The sequence below is a fragment of the Deinococcus fonticola genome, assembly GCF_004634215.1.
GTDB classification, from domain to species: Bacteria; Deinococcota; Deinococci; order Deinococcales; family Deinococcaceae; genus Deinococcus; species Deinococcus fonticola.
In genome coordinates this window covers 1-17552 of sequence record NZ_SMMH01000022.1, presented here as the reverse complement: position 1 = coordinate 17552, position 17552 = coordinate 1, and the positions used below count along the sequence as shown (strand labels likewise).

18 protein-coding genes and 2 pseudogenes are annotated in these 17552 nt (G+C 63.5%); 9 read left to right on the top strand and 11 right to left on the bottom strand.

What is annotated here, in order from left to right:
- Nucleotides 1–86 precede the first annotated feature (86 nt).
- Nucleotides 87–812, top strand: coding sequence for a hypothetical protein (locus E5Z01_RS12995; RefSeq protein ID WP_135229758.1), 726 nt, complete (start codon nucleotides 87–89; stop codon nucleotides 810–812).
- On the opposite strand, the gene E5Z01_RS12990 is transcribed toward E5Z01_RS12995, so the two are convergent.
- The 9 genes and pseudogenes from E5Z01_RS12990 to solA all read right to left on the bottom strand — a co-directional run bounded on the left by E5Z01_RS12990 (nucleotide 809) and on the right by solA (nucleotide 7975).
- A complete protein-coding gene (locus E5Z01_RS12990; RefSeq protein ID WP_240738408.1) occupies nucleotides 809–1156 on the bottom strand; it encodes a hypothetical protein in 348 nt (115 codons plus the stop codon). The two genes, E5Z01_RS12995 and E5Z01_RS12990, sit on opposite strands and share 4 nt — an antisense overlap.
- A gap of 180 nt (nucleotides 1157–1336) precedes the next feature.
- A complete protein-coding gene (locus E5Z01_RS12985) occupies nucleotides 1337–1906 on the bottom strand; it encodes a hypothetical protein (RefSeq protein ID WP_135229757.1) in 570 nt (189 codons plus the stop codon).
- Between the two features lie 4 nt (nucleotides 1907–1910).
- The gene (locus tag E5Z01_RS12980) at nucleotides 1911–2411 is read right to left on the bottom strand and encodes a GNAT family N-acetyltransferase (RefSeq protein WP_240738407.1); all 501 of its coding nucleotides are present in this window, start codon (nucleotides 2409–2411) and stop codon (nucleotides 1911–1913) included.
- Between the two features lie 315 nt (nucleotides 2412–2726).
- A pseudogene (locus E5Z01_RS19560) lies at nucleotides 2727–3050 on the bottom strand (PPC domain-containing protein); the annotation flags it as partial.
- A 42-nt stretch (nucleotides 3051–3092) separates the two neighbouring features.
- Nucleotides 3093–3779: pseudogene (locus tag E5Z01_RS20020) on the bottom strand (serine protease); the annotation flags it as partial.
- 462 nt (nucleotides 3780–4241) lie between these two features.
- Nucleotides 4242–5000, bottom strand: coding sequence for a transporter substrate-binding domain-containing protein (locus E5Z01_RS12970; protein ID WP_135229755.1), 759 nt, complete (start codon nucleotides 4998–5000; stop codon nucleotides 4242–4244).
- Between the two features lie 182 nt (nucleotides 5001–5182).
- Nucleotides 5183–5860: an amino acid ABC transporter permease gene (locus tag E5Z01_RS12965; protein WP_135229754.1), complete on the bottom strand. Its 678-nt coding sequence runs from the start codon at nucleotides 5858–5860 to the stop codon at nucleotides 5183–5185.
- Between the two features lie 134 nt (nucleotides 5861–5994).
- On the bottom strand, nucleotides 5995–6768 hold the full coding sequence (locus E5Z01_RS12960; RefSeq protein WP_135229753.1) for a transporter substrate-binding domain-containing protein: 774 nt from the start codon (nucleotides 6766–6768) through the stop codon (nucleotides 5995–5997).
- Nucleotides 6769–6853: 85 nt separating this feature from the next.
- Nucleotides 6854–7975 carry an N-methyl-L-tryptophan oxidase gene (gene solA, locus E5Z01_RS12955; RefSeq protein WP_135229752.1) on the bottom strand — a complete coding sequence of 374 codons (1122 nt, stop codon included), beginning with the start codon at nucleotides 7973–7975 and terminating at the stop codon, nucleotides 6854–6856.
- 233 nt (nucleotides 7976–8208) lie between these two features.
- On the opposite strand from solA, the gene E5Z01_RS12950 reads away from it, so the two are divergent.
- Nucleotides 8209–8616: a cupin domain-containing protein gene (locus E5Z01_RS12950; RefSeq protein WP_135229751.1), complete on the top strand. Its 408-nt coding sequence runs from the start codon at nucleotides 8209–8211 to the stop codon at nucleotides 8614–8616.
- An 11-nt stretch (nucleotides 8617–8627) separates the two neighbouring features.
- Here E5Z01_RS12950 and E5Z01_RS12945 read toward each other — a convergent pair whose 3' ends face one another.
- Nucleotides 8628–9170 carry a superoxide dismutase family protein gene (locus E5Z01_RS12945; RefSeq protein ID WP_135229750.1) on the bottom strand — a complete coding sequence of 181 codons (543 nt, stop codon included), beginning with the start codon at nucleotides 9168–9170 and terminating at the stop codon, nucleotides 8628–8630.
- Nucleotides 9171–9480: 310 nt separating this feature from the next.
- On the opposite strand from E5Z01_RS12945, the gene E5Z01_RS12940 reads away from it, so the two are divergent.
- The 6 genes from E5Z01_RS12940 to E5Z01_RS12915 all read left to right on the top strand — a co-directional run bounded on the left by E5Z01_RS12940 (nucleotide 9481) and on the right by E5Z01_RS12915 (nucleotide 15647).
- On the top strand, nucleotides 9481–11469 hold the full coding sequence (locus E5Z01_RS12940) for a heme lyase CcmF/NrfE family subunit (protein WP_135229749.1): 1989 nt from the start codon (nucleotides 9481–9483) through the stop codon (nucleotides 11467–11469).
- Entirely contained in the window at nucleotides 11466–11987 is a 522-nt protein-coding gene (locus E5Z01_RS12935; protein WP_135229748.1) for a TlpA family protein disulfide reductase, read from the top strand. The genes E5Z01_RS12940 and E5Z01_RS12935 overlap by 4 nt, the downstream gene beginning before the upstream one ends.
- Nucleotides 11984–12496 (top strand): cytochrome c-type biogenesis protein, encoded by a 513-nt coding sequence (locus E5Z01_RS12930; protein ID WP_135229747.1) that lies wholly within the window; start codon nucleotides 11984–11986, stop codon nucleotides 12494–12496. Before E5Z01_RS12935 ends, E5Z01_RS12930 begins: the two co-directional genes overlap by 4 nt.
- A 142-nt stretch (nucleotides 12497–12638) precedes the next feature.
- On the top strand, nucleotides 12639–13661 hold the full coding sequence (locus E5Z01_RS12925; protein ID WP_135229746.1) for a c-type cytochrome: 1023 nt from the start codon (nucleotides 12639–12641) through the stop codon (nucleotides 13659–13661).
- A 155-nt stretch (nucleotides 13662–13816) separates the two neighbouring features.
- The gene (gene nrfH / locus E5Z01_RS12920) at nucleotides 13817–14284 is read left to right on the top strand and encodes a cytochrome c nitrite reductase small subunit (protein ID WP_205750489.1); all 468 of its coding nucleotides are present in this window, start codon (nucleotides 13817–13819) and stop codon (nucleotides 14282–14284) included.
- Between the two features lie 37 nt (nucleotides 14285–14321).
- Nucleotides 14322–15647, top strand: a complete 1326-nt coding sequence (locus E5Z01_RS12915; RefSeq protein WP_135229745.1) for an ammonia-forming cytochrome c nitrite reductase subunit c552 — start codon at nucleotides 14322–14324, stop codon at nucleotides 15645–15647.
- Nucleotides 15648–15909: 262 nt separating this feature from the next.
- On the opposite strand, the gene E5Z01_RS12910 is transcribed toward E5Z01_RS12915, so the two are convergent.
- Nucleotides 15910–17055 carry a branched-chain amino acid ABC transporter substrate-binding protein gene (locus E5Z01_RS12910; protein ID WP_135229744.1) on the bottom strand — a complete coding sequence of 382 codons (1146 nt, stop codon included), beginning with the start codon at nucleotides 17053–17055 and terminating at the stop codon, nucleotides 15910–15912.
- Between the two features lie 227 nt (nucleotides 17056–17282).
- Between E5Z01_RS12910 and E5Z01_RS19555 the strand changes: the two genes are divergently transcribed.
- Nucleotides 17283–17420 (top strand): hypothetical protein, encoded by a 138-nt coding sequence (locus E5Z01_RS19555; RefSeq protein ID WP_167757917.1) that lies wholly within the window; start codon nucleotides 17283–17285, stop codon nucleotides 17418–17420.
- Nucleotides 17421–17552 lie beyond the last annotated feature (132 nt).

Sequence of the window (17552 nt, the reverse complement as noted above, 5' to 3'; positions counted from 1 at the left end):
GATAGCGTCCCCCGTCCTCTGGCAGGAACGGCACGTTCAACCTTCTGGCGGATGACCCCGTACCTCCGGCTGTGTACGCTTGGCCCATGTGCGGAATTACGCCCCTATTGCTGCTTGCGGGCTTAGCCGTCGGTCGCGCTACTCCTGCCCCATCGCTGATCGGTGCTCCGCTGCCTGCCGGGTACGTCGCGAACAGGAACTTCACCCCTGAACTGAGTTCCGTTTACCGCGATGAAGGACGGCAGATCAGCGTGGCCCTTCGCCCTGGGAATTACACCTTTCTGGTCATGGCGCGGGATGCCCGGACTGGCCGCACGCTATGGAAATTCCATGGGCAGGGGACGGCATCGGTAGACGCCCGACTGGCGGGGCAAGGCGCGGTGATGGTCACGGTCATCACGACTGGCGCAATCACTCGCAGTCAGGCCTTGCTGCTGGACGCAAGGACTGGAAGGGTGCGGCGCAAGGGCCTGTTCACTCTGGAGGGCGTGCGCGACGGTAAGGCGTTGTTCATGCAGTACGACGAGGCCCCACCCAGCGCGGCTTTTCTAGCTGACCCCAACGTGCTGCTCGGCGAAGTCATGCAGGTCAGAACGGGGCGCACCCTGACGCGCAACCTTCCCATCCCCACGCGCCCAGGCTGCGGCCCTCTGAAAACCCTGAAGGTCGGCTCGAACATGCAGGCTTTCCGCATGAATGACAGACAGCAACTGGTGGCAACGCGCCAGGACAGGTGCGCAACCTTCCAGGCCACTTTCGACTGGTGGAAGGTTGCTCTGCCCGCTCCGAAGATTGAAAGTTCGGCGTCTTAGTCGAACTGGTTGACCGGCCGGGCCGCATCGAACCAGCCGAAGGTGCGCAGGTACTCGCGGAACTCTGCCAGGAACGTCTGCGCCTCGGGCTGCTCGGCGGCGTGCAGGGTGGTGCGCCAGGCTTCCCCGGTCAGCTTGGTGTAGGCCAGCAACGGTGCGTCAGGCCCCAGGTACTGTGCCAGCGAGGCCAGCAGGCTGCGGTAATACGTACTTTTGGGCAACTGGGCCTGACGCGCCAGCTCGTTCAGAAAACTTTCCCCGGCATGCCTGAGCGTGATGGGGCCCTGGTCGGGAAGTCGGCGGGGTGTGGCGGTGTCGGCGGGCCGGTGAGGGAGGTCGTTCATCGCCCGCCAGACTGCGCCGGGCGCGTCACCGGAGTTTCAGCACAATGTCAGGCCAACGTCAAAACCTGCACTGCCTGACACACCAGGATCAGGTCACGGCAGAGAGAATGACGGAAACGAATCGAAGAAATCTCATTCAGCTCCTTTTTGTCAGTCAACAACAGGCCAGCCGTCTCTTTCCTAAAGCCGGCTGCACTGACCCAGTTGCCGCCCGTCTACCCTCAGCCACGTGCCGGTGGGCGCAGCGCGGTTACTCCAGCATTCCAGGTCGCGGTTCAGGGTGGCGTGCGCGATACGAACCGGCCCGGTGTTGCGGCTGACGCGCACGTGGCCCGTGACCTGGCTGTCGTTCAGGTTGAAACTGCCCCCCTCCTCGGCCCGCACTTCTCCCTGAACGATGCTGCCCTGCACGTCCAGATGACGGAAGCCGGCGCGGCCCGACACGAATCCCTGCACGTTGGCGTTCCGCACGGTGAGGCTGGCGCCGCTCTGCACCTGCACGTTTCCGGTAATCATCACGTCGTTCAGCAGGCAGGTGGCCCCCGCCGGAACCAGGATGTTCGCGGCGATGTTGCGGCTGGTCAGGGTGCCCTTGCAGGTCAAGGTCACGGTGCTGCGGGCCTGGGCCAGGTCGAGGCTGGACACGGCTACGGCTGGGGAGGTCACGTCCGGGACAGACAGTTCCAGCGCAGAGACGTCCGAACTGGGCAGGACGCTCAGGGTGGCCAGCAGGGAAAGGACGGGAGTCATGCCCTCAGGGTAGGGGCTCAGGCATGAAAGGCACGTCCGTGCAGGCTTTACAGTCCCTTCGTGAACCTGGGGATGGGGCCACGAGGTTCACGGTCATTTCCGTGGGGCTGGCACGGAAACCCAGGCCTTCGTACAGCGGGCGGCCCGGGTCGGTGGTGCCCAGGCTCAGGCGCGTGACACCACGTTCCTGGGCGGCGTCCATGCACGCTTGTACCAGAGCGCGGGCGTTGCCCTGCCGCCGCCAAGCGGGGTGCGTCCATACGTTGACCAGCCGCGCCCGGTCAGGCTGCGGGTCTGCGCGTGTCGGCCCCCACTCCAGCAGGGTCAGCCCCGCGCCCGCGATCACTGCGCCTGCGGACTCAAGCAGGAACCCCACGTAAATGCCGCGCCCAATGGCCTCCTCGACCCACGCCGCATAAAGGGGACGTTCTGCGACATCCGGCTCGTCCGGGTAACGGTGAAGGGCAATCATGTCGGCATCGGCAGGCGTGGCGGGTCGAATCACCCTGTCATCCTGCCGGATTCACTTTCACTTCTTTCGTTCTCGTGAGGGGTTGCACCTGCACAGCAACGGCAAAGTGCTCCCCTCCGAGAAAACTCGGGGGGGGCAAAATCACGCCTTCTGGTAGACAACTTCCTGCCCATTCCCACCCCCTCTTCCCCACAGCACAGAAAGCTGCGCTGTCCATATTTCTTGGAGACGTTCACCACATACCCTAATGAAAAAGCCCCGCCATACGGAGCTTCTTCATCCTCGTGTCTCGTTGTCGTGCCGTGGGTGACCACAGGCCGCCTTTGCTGAGTTGGTTCGGGCAGAGGCTTACTTGGTTTCGGTGAGGGTGTAAGAACCGCTGCCGGAGTAGGCGTAGACTTCCCAGCGGTAGGTGCCGCTGCCAGCCGCGTAGTTGATGCTTTCGGTGCTGGTGCCGGTCTCGCTGGAGGCCACGTCGGTCCAGGTGCCGGTGCTGCTGCGCTTCTGGAGGTACAGGTCGAAGTCGGTGCCGCTGGGGCCGCTGAGGGTGGCCTTCAGGGCGCCGCCGGCGTAGGTGAAGCCAGTGCTGCCGGGCTTGTAGCTGCTGGTGCCGCTGCCCACACTGCCCGTGTACGTGGTGGTCTTGCCGGGAACCGGGCCGGTCGTGCCGCCGCTCTGGGCCTGAACGCCCGTCACACTGGTGATCCAGGGCTGGTACTCGCCGACGCGGGCAAAAGCCGTGGCTTTGGTACACACGTTGGCAATCCCCCAGCTGACCACCCCGAAGATGAAGAAGCGGTCGCCCTGCTTGCTGGCGAAGGGGCCGCCGCTGTCGCCGTGGCAGCCGGTCTGGCCCTGGCTGTTCTTGTTGCCGCAGATCATGCCGCTGGTGATGGTGGCGCCGAGCTGGGCGCCGCAGTCGGCGTTGCTGATCACGGGCAGGTTCGCCTCACGCAGGTAACTGCTGTTGCTGCTGGTGTTCCCGCCGACAGTCATGCCCCAGCCGCTGATGGTCTGTGTGGTGCCCACGGCGGCGGCGCTGCTGGCAAAGGTGGGCGTGGGCAGGGCGGCGGGCTGGATGGTGCTGCTGTAGGTCAGCGGGGAGGAGAGTTTCAGCACGGCGACGTCGTAGCCGGTGGTGACGTCCACGTAGCTGGGGTGCATGCGAATGCTGGTGACGGTGCGGGTGACGCCGCCGCTGGTGGCGTACAGGCTGCCGGCACGGACGTACAGCTGGCTGGGCAGACCGCCCTTGACGCAGTGCGAGGCGGTGAGAATCCAGTCGGGGGCGATGACGGTGCCGCCGCAGAACTGCTGGTTGTTGCTGGTGTACTGGAGCGCGACCTGATACGGGCGGGCGCCGCTGGCACTGGCCGTGCCGTTGATGACCTGCGCCGTCATGTCACCCGGGGACGAGGTCTTCTGGCCACGAACAGGGCCACTCGCGGTGGGCAGGGGAGTCTGCTGGCAGGCGGCCAGCAACAACAGGGACAAGACGGCGGGAACAACATTACGTGTACGCATGTGGCGCCTCCAGTGGCAGAAAAACAAGTTTTTGGACTTCTGAATATGTATCAGAAAAAAGGTGGAGGCATCACAAGCCCGTCTCCCAAGACTGGACAGGTCGGCGCAGTCTTGGCATTTCCCTGACATTTGCGGCCTTGCTGACGCCCGCCTTGTGCTATCGGTCGGCCGTCGGGTGACAGAAAGAGACCTGTTGCAGAGGTTGTGCACCACTGGACGCGTCCTACCGACCCCTTCCGCAACGCAGCGGGGCCGAGCCGTGACGCGGTTGTGGGATCAGGGCAAAAAGAAAGCAGGGCACGTCCGATGTCGTGCCCCGCCTTCAGGTGATGATATTTTTCAGGGTTTGCTGACGTCCAGTCCGAACCACTTGCCGCTGATCTTGGCGTAGGTGCCGTCGGCCTTGATTTGCAGCAGTGCGCGGTCGATGGCCGCTTTCAGGCTGGGGTTGTTCTTCTTCAGCGCGATGCCCATGCTGTCGGCCTTGCCGAAGCCCGCGCCCTTGATGGGCAGGTTCTGGGACTTGATCAGGTAATTGACCAGCAGTTTGTCGTTGTATCCGGCATCGATGCGCCCAGCGGCCAGGTCGGCCAGAACCTCGGCCGCTCCGGGATAGGTGACGATATTGATGCCGCCCGCGGCCTTGAGCTGCTGCTCGTAGTTGCTGCCGAGGCTGCTGCCCACGCGTTTGCCTTTCAGGTCGGCGAGGCTTTTCGGGTTGAAGGTGCTGCCCTTCTTCACGATGATCTGCGGCGTGCTGTACACGTAGGGTTGGCTGAAGGCCAGGCTTTTCTCGCGTTCGGCGGTGATGGCGACCTGGTTGACGATCACGTCGTACTTGTTCGCCTGCAATCCGGCCAGGATGCCGCTCCACTCGGTCAGCACGAATTCGGGTTTCAGATTCAGCTTGGCGGCCACCGCTTTGGCGATGTCCACGTCGAAGCCGGTGAGGTTGCCCTTGTCGTCCTTGTAGGTAAAGGGCGGGTAGGTGCCCTCCATACCGATTTTCAGCACGCCTTTGGTCAGGGTACTGGGGGCGCTGGCGGCAAAAGCGGTGGTGCCGGCCAGCAGGGCCAGCAGGGTCAGGGTTTTTTTCATGTTGAGGCTCCTTGAAAGGTCAATGGTAGGGCTGGACTTCAGTGCCCGGTCAAAGCAACATCCACAAGTTTACAAAAAAGATCAATAATAGTGTGAGAGTGGACTAAACAAGACAAAGAGAGCGGCTGGCTGATCCGCAGAAACAGCCCCACCCCCTCTTTGTTCACAAAAGATGCGTTTCTTTAGCGCGCCACGCCCCGCGCCAGTCTCCTTTCCATGCTGCGCTGCACGAGTTCCAGCAGGCTGCTGATGAACCAGTAGATCAGCGCGGCCATCAGGTAGGGGCCAAACGGCTCGAAGGTGCGGGCAATGACCAGCTGGGCGCTGCGTAGCAGTTCCACCACGGTAATCACCGACACCAGCGACGTGTCCTTCACCAGCCCGATCAGGCTGTTGCCCATGCTGGGCAGCGCCACGCGGGCGGCCTGCGGCAGCACGATCAGTTGCATGACCTGGCGGCGGTTGAGGCCCAGGCTGTAGGCGGCTTCATGCTGGCCCTTGTGAATACTCTCGATGGCCGCGCGAATGGTTTCCGAGAGGTACGCCCCGGCATTCAGCGTCAGGGCCAGAATGCCGCCGGTGATGGGATTCAGGGTCACGCCCAGGCTGGGCAGCCCGTAGTAGATCATGAAAATCTGCACCAGCAGCGGCGTCCCACGAATAAACGAAACGTACAGCGCCGCCAGCGAACGCAGGGGCGCGGGGCCGTACAGGCGCGTCAGGGCCACCAGTAGCGCCAGCGGCAAACCCAGCAGCATGGCCGCCAGCGCAAACCCGATGGTGATGGGCGCGGCCTTGATCAGCACCGGGAAGGACGCCGCGGCACTGCTCAGAATGAGTTTCCATTGCTCTAGATCCATGCGTTACCCGGCCTCTCGTGCCCCAGAGTATGCCGCGCAAAAGACAGGCGCGTCTTCACTGTCCATCCACGCGCCGCCTTCTGCACGAGCTACGGGCCATTATTCCTTATGGCCCACAGCTCATGGCCCGCCGATCAGGGTTTGCTGACGTCCTGCCCGAACCACTTCTCGCCCAGTTTCGCCAGCGTGCCGTCGGCCTTCATCTGCCGGGTGGCGCGGTCGATGGCGACTTTCAGGACGATGTTCGTCTTTTTCATGGCGACGCCCATCTGATCGACCGAACCCGCCGAACCGACGCCCTTGATGGGCAGCCCCTGCGATTTGGCCAGGTAACCGATCAGCAGCTTGTCGTTGTAAATGGCGTCCAGCCGGCCGGCCGCCAGGTCAGCCAGGTACTCGGGCGTGCCGGGATAGGTCACGATGTTGATGCCGCCCGCCGCGATCAGGTCTTTCTCGAAGGTGGTGCCCAGGCCCACCCCCACGCGCTTGCCTTTCAGGTCGGCCAGCGCCTTGTAGTCCGCGCCTTTGACGCTGTGGACGGCAATCTGCGGGCGGCTGTAGGTGTACGGTTCGCTGAAGGCGATGGTCTTCTGGCGCTCGGCGGTGATGCCCACCTGGTTGACGATCACATCGTACTTGTTCGCCTGCAATCCGGCCAGGATGCCGCCCCACTCGGTCAGCACGAACTCGGGCTTCAGGCCCAGCCGGGCGGCGAGCAGGCGGGCGAAATCCACGTCGTAGCCGGTCAGGTTGCCCTTATCGTCCTTGTAGGTGAAGGGGGCGTAGGTGCCCTCGATGGCAATTTTCAGCACACCCCGGGTCAGGGTGGGCGGCGCAGCCTGGGCTTGAGCGTGAGCGGCACTTCCGGCAAACAGGGTCAGGGCCAGCAGGGGCAAGATACGGCGCATACGGTCTCCTTCGGGCAAGCAGGCTTGGGGAGGCGGGCTAAATTGTGGATTGAAGCACTGTATACCACACTCACCGCTCTCCTTCTCAGGAGAAGCGTGCCGGAAAACCGAACCGGGGCAGATCCCAGCGGTGCGCCTCTCCCAGCGCTTTGGCCGCCAGGATTTCGCCCAGCAGCGGCACGAACTTGAACCCGTGACCTGAACAGGGCGAGGCCACGATGATCTGCTCACACTGCGGATGCGCCGCCATCAAAAAATCCGTGGTGGGCGCACGCGTAATCAGGCAGGTCTGGCGGTGCATCACTGACCCCGCCGCGTCCGGCAGATAACGCCGCATGAACTCGTCGCTGGCCTGCGCCGCGTCGCCTGGCACGTCGAAGGGGCGCAGGTCGGCGTCCACCACGGGCCGCGAGACATCCACACCAATCTTCACGCCCGGCAAGCCGAAAGACGGAAAGCCGTACGCCTGGAACTCGTCGTGCGTGATGAAAATGGGAAATTCCTGCGGCGTGAACGCCTGCGGTTCCAGCGGGCGGTAAAACGTGGTGGCCGCCAGGGTGGGGGTCAGCCACTCCTGCAATTCCGGAAAGAGTTTTGCCGTCCACGCGCCGGCCGTGACCACCAGCCGGTCACACGTGAATGAACCGGCATCGGTGTGAACGCCGAGCTGCTTGCCAAGATCGATGCCGTCCACACGGGTGTTCTCCAGCACCTGCCCGCCGTGCGCGTTCGTCAGGGCGCACAGCAGTTCCACCGTCTGCGTCGGGTTCACGATGCCCGCCTCGGGCGCGTACACCGCGGCCCAGTCGTCCGGCACGTGCCACTGCGGAAAGCGCCGCCGCAACTCAGCTCGGGTCAGGGATTCGGCCACGGCGCCGATGCGCTCCAGTGCCGCCAGGGTCTGCGTCAGGGTGGGCGTGCCGGACGGCCCCAGGTCGAGGCCACCCGTGCGGGTGTAGAGCGGCATGTTCACCTCCTGCTCCAGCGCCCGCCAGGCCGGCAGGGCTTCCTGTGCCAGGCTGGCGTACTCCGGCTCGTCGTAAGCCAGCCGGAAAATGCGCGAGTGCCCGAAACTGCTGCCCCGGTCATGCCCGACGCGGAACTGCTCGATCAGGAGGGGCTTTAGGCCGCGCCGCGCCAGGTGATACGCCGCTGCCGCGCCCGCTCCGCCCGCGCCCACCACCATAAAAGGAAAGTGCTGTCCCATAAACCATTAGAGCAGTTCTTCGAATGACGCGCGCTGTGGAGGGGCACCCCAGAGCGCTCCATTCTCCGTCGGGACAGCGACAACGACGCTGATCTGCTGGAGGCCGCCGGGTTTGCGGTACAGATCGGCACTCACCCGCACCTGACGCCGCACGCGGACGTGCAACTGAGTGAGCAGGCCGAGTTGCACGGGTATCTGCGACGCCTGATCGCGCACCTGCGTGCCATCCCTTCATGACCGGGCTCGACGTGATTGATCTGGGGAGCATCGTCCTGACGCCGCGACTGGTCACGGATGACCTGAGCGTGATGCACATGCATCTGAAAGCCGGGGCGAACAGCGGTCTGCACCGTCACACGCGGGAACGTGAGACGTTCTATGTCCTGAGCGGGCCGCTTCACTTTCTGCTGGACGGCATAGAACAGGTGGCGCAGGCTGGCGAGGTGGTTTCTCTGCCGGCCCACGTGCTGCACCGTTTCTGGAACCCCGGCCCACACGACGCCGAGGCGGTGCTGATGCTGAATCCCGGTGGCCTGGCGCATTACTTCGTCCGGCTACGCCAGTTGCTGCAAGAGAAAGCCGCGCCGGACTTGCTGGCGCGACTGAATGAGGAATACGGGCTGGACTTCTCCGGGCGTTGACCCGGCCCTATTCAGCCCTGGTTGATGACGCCGCAAACGAGGCGGGCGCCGCTGTTGCCGGCCGGATCGGTCTTGTAATCGTCGGCGGCTGCGTGAATGACGATGCTGCGGCCCATTACGCTGTCCGGGCCGCTGAGGCTGACTTTGGTGGTCAGGAAATCGGCGCTGCCCACACCGTCGCTGTTGACCGTGATCATGGGGATGTCCCCGCCGTGCCCCGCCGTGTTGGGCGTTTCGGGACTGGCGTGCTTCATGGCGTTGCTGGGGTCGAAATGGCCGCCCGCACCGCCAAAAATAACGGTGTTGCCGCTGGCGTCGGTGCTGTTGCTGCAACTGGCATTCATATGAATGTGCATGCCGTGCTGTCCGGGGGCCAGGCCGCTGACGCTGACCTTCACGCGGGTGCCGCCGCCTTCGCGGGTGAAGGTGACGCTGCCCACCGCCTTGTCGTTGGGGTCGAGCAGGTTCGCCGTGGCTCGGGGGCCGGTCATCATGGTGCAACTGGCGAGCGTGGCGGTCAGGGCGAGGGCAGTGAGGGTTAGTCCTTGCTTCATGTTTTCAGCCTCCCAGAGGGTGTTTCAGTGTCAGCGTAAGGGGGCGGCGTGAGGAAATGCTGCGGTTCACATAAACCTCACCTGTTCGGTCAGCGGAGGAAACACAGCGACCTCCAGTTGCCGTCAGCCTTCTTTGCAGGTACCTGCTTACCTGCTTATAGGCAGACTGAGCGGTTGGCCCTCTTTCCGGCGAAATGAGCAGCCCAGCAGGCGGCCAGGGGCGCTTTCCTGCTTGACCCCTTGCTTGACCCGGCTGCTTCCGTGACTCTCGCCCCTCTTTTTGCAGGGGGCGGCGGGCTACCCTGTAGGCATGACTGAGTTTCTTGGACTGGCGTTCAGTCCGCTGGGGGCGGCGGGGACACTGGCGCTGCTGTTTGCTTTCGCGTTCACGCTCTATGCCCTGATCAGCGGGGTACTGGCCGGGCGGCGCGGCGACTCACGCCTGGAGCAGAGCACGCGCCTGGCGCTGTGGGGCAATTTCTTTTTCGTGACGCTGGCCATCGGCACGCTGGAGTACGCGATCTTAAAGGATGATTTCACGGTGCGGTACGTGGCCGAGCACTCCATGAGCGTGTCCCCGACGTGGGTGAAGGTCGTGACCCTGTGGGCGGCGCTGGATGGCAGCATTCTGCTGTGGGCGTGGATTCTGTCGCTGTACGCCTTCCTGGTGTCCCTGACCGCCCGGCGGGACGTGCTGCGCCCCTGGGTCATGAGCGTGCAGGCGCTGTCGGTGCTGTTCTTCGTGGGCCTCAACCTGACCATCGCCAGTCCCTTCACGCCGGTGGTGGACGTGCCGCAGCAGGGCATGGGGCCTAATCCGCTGCTGCAAAACCACTGGATGATGGCGGTTCACCCGGTGCTGATGTACCTGGGCTTCGTGGGCCTCAGCGTGCCCTTCGCTTACGCTATTGCTGCCCTGGTCACGGGTCGCCTGGGCGAGTCCTGGCTGATTCAGACGCGCCGCTGGACGATGGTCGCCTGGGGCTTCCTGACCATGGCGATCCTGGCAGGCGGCTGGTGGAGTTACGAGATCCTGGGCTGGGGTGGGTACTGGGCCTGGGATCCGGTGGAGAATGCCTCGTTTATTCCGTGGTTGCTGGCGACCGCCTTCATTCACAGTGTGCAGATTCAGGAGCGCCGCCGCATGCTGAAGGTCTGGAACGTTTACCTGATCGTGTTCGCCTACGCGGCCACGGTGCTGGGCACCTTCCTGACGCGCAGTGGCGTGGTGGAGAGCGTTCACGCTTTCGGCACCGGGCCAATCGGGCCGCTGTTCCTGGCCTTCTTCACGACGCTGGTCGTCATCGGGGCTGGCCTGGCGACCTGGCGGCTGCCGCAGATTCGTGACCCGCACAGCCTCGACCACCCTGTTTCGCGCGAAGGGGCGGTGCTGGCCGGGAACGTGCTGTTCGTGGTGTTCGCGGCGCTGGTGGTGCTGGCGACCCTCTTCCCCATCGTGATGGAGGCCACGCGCGGGTTCCGTACCATCGTCGGGCCGACCTTCTATGACCGTTTCGCTATTCCGATTGGCCTGCTGCTGCTGCTGTTCATGGGGATTGGCCCCATGCTGCCGTGGCGGCGTCTGAACGGTTCGCTGTGGCAGTCGGTGCGTGCGCCCGCCATCGCGGGCATCGTGGGAACCGTGGCTGCCTTCGCGCTGGGGGTGCGGAACATCGGGCTGGCGCTGTGCGTGGGCCTGTGCCTTTACAACTTGGTGGGGCTGGGCCAACTGGTGTGGGACAGTGCCCGTGCCCGTGGCGGCCTGGGCAGCGTTCCCCGCCTGGTGCGCGAACACCCCCGGCGTTACGGCGCGTACCTGGCGCACCTGGGCATCGTCATGATCGCGCTGGGCATCGGCTTTAGCAGCACCTACAAGGCCCGGCAGGAAGTCACGCTGCAACTGAACAAACCGCAGACCGTGCTGGGCAAGACCGTGACCCTGACCGCCATGAACACCGAGGAACGCCCCGAGCGCTTCAGCAGCGTCGCCACCGTGCAGGTGAACAAGGAAACGCTGACGCCCAAGATGAACACGTACATCAACCAGCCGCAGCAGCCCGTCGCCATGCCCGCCGTGAAGTACCACCTGATGGGCGACACTTACGTAACGCTCCTGAAGGCCGAGCATGACCAGAAGTGGGCGACCGTGGCGGTTATCGACTCGCCGATGGTGTCGTGGTTGTGGTGGGGCACCCTGCTGCTGATGCTCGGCACGGGCCTGAGCCTGGGCGCTCCCGTGCGCGAACTGGTTCCCCGCGTCACGCCCGCCCCCGCTCCACGTGAAGGACTCACGGCATGAACCGTTTCATTACGCCCGCCATCCTGCTGGGCCTCGTCGGGTTCCTGGCTTACGGGCTGCTGAACAGCGACCCGAACCGTGACGCGCCTAACGCCCTGCTCGGTAAACCCGCGCCCGCGTTTGCCCTGGCAGACACGAAAGGCACCACGCACGACCTGAACACCGCCAAAAACGAGGGGCCTGTGGTCGTGAACTTCTGGGCCTCGTGGTGCGGTCCGTGCCGTCAGGAGTCGCCCCTCTTTGCCAGGGTGTCGAACGCACCCAGCAACGTGACCTTTCTGGGCGTGCTGTACAACGATCAGACTGCCCCCGCCGAGAAATTCGCCGCCGAGTATGGCCTGAAGTACCCCACGCTGCTCGACCCCGGCTCGAAAGTCGCCATGAAGTACGGCATCGGGCAGGTGCCGGTGACGTACATCGTCGACCCACAGGGAAAAATCGTGTACCACAAACTCGGCCCCGTCACCGACGAGAACGAGTTCAGGGCGGCCCTGCGCCAGGCCGGGGGAAAGCTGTGACCCCGGCCTTCCCCCGAAGCGCCCTGACAACCGTACTGCCGACCGCACTGACCGTCCTGAGCCTGACGCTGGCGCCGCTGCTGGCCCCGGCGGGGGCGCAGGATGTCACGCAGGTGCCGGTAACCGTGCCCCTCAGCGTCGAGCAGGAGAGGCAGGTAGAGCGCATCGGCATGAAAATCCACTGCCCCATTTGCAGCGGCGAGAGCATCGCGCAGTCGCAGACCGACATCTCGCGCCAGATGATGAACGAGGTGCGGGCCATGGTAAAAGCCGGGCGGCCCGAGCAGGAAATTCTGAATACCTTTGCCGCCAGTTACGGCGACCGGATTCTGCTGGAACCCCCAAAAACAGGGGTGAATTCCCTGCTCTGGACGTTGCCTGTCGCTTTTTTCGTGCTCGGCGGCCTGCTGTGGTGGAACTACACGAAAAAAGCCAGCCGCCCGGTGGAACGAACCCTTACACCCGAAGAAGAAAAACGAATTCAAGACCTCATGGCGGACAGAGAATGAAAAGAGCAGAAAAAGGTCTAAGGGTCGAAGGGTCTAAGAGTCTAAGGAAAACGGTATCCCAGTCACGCTTTTTCCACTCCCCACTTCCCACTGACCACTCACCGCGCACCGCGCACCGCGTCCCACGCACGGAGGGCCGCGCATGATTTACTTCATTCTGATGGCGGGCACGCTGCTGTTCGTGCTGCTGCTGTGGCCCATGCTGGGGGCAGCGCGGGTGACGCGGGAGGATACGCGGCGGCTGGAACTGGAGGAGGAGAAGGAGCAACTGCTGCTGAACGTTCAGGAGTTGCAGACTTCCGGGGCTGAAAGTGCGGTTCTGACGCGGGAGAAGGTGCGTTTGACTCAGGTGCTTCAGGAGTTGGATGTGCTGCCGCCCGCGCCCGTGCGTGACGAAAGCGGTGAGGGCCGTCCGGTGCTGCCGCTGGCGCTGGTGACGCTGGTGCTGGTGGGGGCGTTGACGATCCTGGGGGCGTTCACTTTGTTTCCGAAGTGGCGTTACGCGGGGATGCCGCCGGGGCAGGCGTCGCAGATTCAGAATGCCGTAAAAATCCCGGCGCTTCAGGCGAAAGCGGAGAAATCCGGTTCGGTGGCGGACAGCATGGCACTGGGGGACGCCGCGTGGGACGCGCAGAATTACCAGTTGGCCGCGAAGTCGTACACGACGGTGCTGATGAAGGAACGCACCAACGCCAAGGCTTTGCGCCGCACCGGGTTTTACCTGCTTCAGACGCAGGAAATGGCGAAAGACGGCCTGGGCTTCATTGGGCGCAGCGTGGAGGCCGACCCGAAAGACCCCGAGGGACAGTTGTTGTACGGGTACGCGCTGGGTCTATTCGGGCAGTACAGGGAGGGGCTGGCGGCCCTGCACAAGTACCAGGCGCTGGCCCCCGACGGGCGCGAGGCCGATGACCTGATCGTGGAATTCCAGGCGAAGACGGGCGACACGGTGGACGGCAAGCTGGTGTACGCGCAGAATTGCGCGGCGTGCCACGGCGCTCAGGGTGAGGGCGGCAAGGGCCGGAAACTGGTGGGGTCGGCAGCGCTGCAAAACGAGCAGGCCTTGCGCGGCGTCATCCTGAATGGTGGGACGGCCATGCCGGGCTTCCCGCAACTGCAAGGCGCTCAACTGGACGCGCTGGTGAAGTTCATGCAGGGCTGGTAACCCCATATTTCCCATGAAGGACGCCCTGCGGGGCGTATTTTTCTATTTTTGCACCCGGTCTGACCGGGTGGTAATCCCACTGTAATGACGGCACATTACGTTTCGCCTGACTGGGTGTCAGTCCGTTCTTTTCGCTTGCTTCAGGGAGAATCCATGTGAACGCCAATCCGTTTGTTCTCGTCGCTGTCGCGCTGGCTGCCCTGGTCGCTGGACTCGGCTTATTTACCTTCAACCACGCGCAGGGCTGGTCTTACCTGTCGCACGACCCTGCCGCGTGCGTGAACTGCCACATCATGCGCCCACAGTTTCAGGCCTGGCAGCACAGCACCCACAAGAACGTCGCCACCTGTCAGGACTGCCACATGCCGCACGACTTCGTGGGCAAGTGGTACACCAAAGCGCGTGACGGCTGGAACCACAGCAAGGCCTTTACGCTGGGCAATTTCCACGAACCCATTCACATCACGCCGGCCGACGAGCGCATCGCCCTGAACAACTGCGTGGCCTGTCACCGGCCGCTCCTGACGCAAACGCACCTGAGCGTCAAGGAAATGCAGCAGCCGAACGCCCCCACCTGCACGTCCTGCCACGGTAACGTCGGTCACCGCGACCAGGGTCAGTAACCGCCGTCCCCACGTCTGAAGGAGGATCACAGAACCCATGACTCCCCACCGCTCTTTTAATCCCCTGCCGTGGCTCTTTCTGATCGCCCTGTTCGCCCTGATCGGCCTTGGCCTGGCGTGGCTGCTCGCCAACATTCAGCAGCGCCGTGACGAGGCCGCCGTGCAGCCCACCCGGTTCGTGGAGGTGTCCGACACCGAAACTGACCCCGCCGTGTGGGGCAAGAACTGGCCCAGCCAGTACGCCTCTTTCATGAAAACGAAGGAAACCGGGGTGCGCACCCCCTACGCCGGCAACGAACCCTTCGACAAACTGGCCGCCAACCCCCTGCGCAAGAAATTCTGGGCCGGTTACGCCTTCGAACTGGAGTACAACGAAGACCGGGGCCACTACTACAGCCTGATCGACCAGAAGGAAATCAAGCGCGTGAAGGAACGCAAGCAGCCCGGCACCTGCGCCAACTGCCATTCCTCGGACGTGCCCCGCCTGATCAAGGAAATCGGCTGGGCCAAGATGAACCAGACGCCCTACAACGACCTGGCCAAGAACGAACTGCACCAGGGCGTGTCCTGCGGCGACTGCCACGACAACAAGGACATGAGCCTGAAGATTACCCGCCCCGCCTTCGTGAACGCCATGGCGAAACGCGGTTTCGACGTGAAGAACGCCACGCACCAGCAGATGCGGACTTTCGTGTGCGCCCAGTGCCACGTCGAGTACTACTTCGAGAAAGACAGCAAGGAACTGATCTTCCCCTGGAGCGAAAGCAAGAACATCGAGGACGGCATCACCATCGACCAGATTGCCGCGTACTACCGCAAAGACGGCCACACCGACTGGAACCACGCCGTCACGGGCGGCCCCCTGATCAAGATGCAGCACCCCGACTACGAAACGTACAGCACCGGCATTCACGCGAAGAACGGCGTGGCCTGCGCCGACTGCCACATGCCCTACAAACGCGAAGGCGCGCAGAAAGTCAGCGACCACTGGGTGCGCAGTCCTCTGCAAAACCTGAACAGCGCCTGCCAGACCTGCCACAAGGTGCCGGAAGCCGACCTGCGCGAGCGCGTGGTCACCATTCAGAACCGCACCCGCGACATGCAGGCCAGCGCCGAAGCCGCACTTTCCGATGCCATCGACAGCATCAAGGCCGCCAAGGACGCCGGAGCCACCCCCGAGCAGCTGAAGAAAGCCTACGACCTGCACCGCGAAGCGCAACTGCGCTGGGATTTCGTGGACGCCGAAAGCAGCATGGGCTTCCACAGCCCGCAGGAAGCCACCCGCGCCCTGGGCCACAGCGCCGACATGGCCCGCCAGGCCCAACTGGAAGCCACCACCCTGCTGACCAGCCTGAAAAAGTAACGGTTGACAGCGCCGCCAGCCCTCCCCAGCGGGAGGGTTTTTCCAGTGAATGGAGCTGGACCGGAAACGGAACGGAGGCATCAGGTCAAGCCACTCCCTGATGCCTCCGTTCCGTTCCTGAAGCTTTATACCAACTCCGATTGATTCGCCCATTCAGGGCGATGAAATCCGACCGGAGGGAGTGGGAGCAACACGGGTTCCGGGCGTGGAATCCACCATCCGGCGTTTTTCCGGATGGTGGATGAAACAGACGGAATCCGGATTACTTGCGCAGGACGTTCAGGGTACCGGCGGTGCTGCGCTTACCACCCTGCACGGCGATGACATACATCTTAGCGGTCATGCGGTCGCCGTTCTTGTCGAACTTCACTTCGCCCGTCATCAAGTCCTTGTAGGTGCCGCTGCGAATGCTGGTTTCCACCTGCGGGCGCGTGGGCACCTTGTTCTTGTTGAGTTTGTAGGCGTTCAGGATGCCGCGCAGTACCACTTTCGCGGCGTCGTAGGACATCACGCCGTAGCCCTGCAGGGGCGCCCCGAAGGTCTTCTGGTAGTTGGCGGCCAGGGCTTTGGCGGCGGGCACGCTCTCCACCGGCGGGGCCACAGTGGTGAAATACACGTTGCTGGCCCCGCTGCCGGCCAGTTTGATCAGGTCTTCGCTGTCGAAGCCGTCCCCGCCCACCACCGGCGTATTGATGCCCTTGTCACGCACCTGCTTCAGGAACGGCCCCACCTGGCCGTACAGTCCGCCGAAGTAGATGGCGTCGGGCTTGAGCGCCTGAATCTTGGTGATGACCGCCGTGAAATCGCGTTCCTCGGCGGTCACCCCCTCACTCTGTACGATGGTAGCTCCGGCAGCCTTCATGGCTTTCTCGGCCTGCTCGGCCAGGCCCTGGCCGTAAGGGGTCTTGTCGTTCAGGACGTACACTTTCTTGGCTTTCAGGTTGTTCACCACGAATTCGCCGCCCGCCGGCCCCTGCGCGTCGTCACGGGCGCACACGCGGTTCATGTTCTTCAGGCCGCGGTCCGTGACCTTTTCGTTGGTGTTCACGGGGCTGACCATCGCCACGTGACTGGGGGCCATGGCGGCGCTGGCAGGAATGGCCACCCCGCTGTTCAGGGTGCCCACCACGGCCAGGATGCTCTTGTCCGCCACGACGCGCCGCGCCGCCGCCGTGCCAGTCGCCGGGTCGGCCTGGTCGTCGTAGGCCACCAGACTCACCGACAGCCCCGCTTTGGCAAATTCGGCTTTCAGGTCGTTGATGGCCAGCTGGGTGCCGTTCTTCAGTTGCAGGCCCTGGTTGCTGGACGGCCCCGAGAGCGGACTGATGGACGCGATCTTGATGTTGGTCAGCCCACTGGCGGTGCTGAACGTCAGGGCGAGGGAAAGCATCACGGCGGTTTTCTTCATACGAACCTCCACGAGAACAGGAATTGAGAAGTGAGCCCGGTCATTCTAGAGAGCGCACCAGGGAAAGTCACCTGGATAACGACAGCACCGGATGAGAAACGCCGCCTGCACAGCTCCTGTGGTCAGCCGCGCAAATCATGCTGACGTGCTGCTAAGCCTCTGGCCTTTGCATGTTGGTGTGGTTTTTCCTGATACCCAGCCGACACAAGCCGTGAACACTGGCCGTAATGCTGAAATTCAATAAGGGTTATCGGAGCATCCGGCAGGCCAAGAACGAGTGGCGCGTCAAGTACGGTTCCCGCTGCAACGGCGGACGCACCGGGCGTGTCAGCACCAGAACTCCGAAACCGCACCGTTACTGCTGAGCCCGCTAGTACAGCGTTCTAGAAATTATAATACTTAGCCTATGGGACGCCCAATTCAGTATGCGGTCGTGCTGAGTGCTGAGCAGGAGCAGTACTTGAAGAGCCTCACGTCAAAAGGAAGCGGCAAGGCGC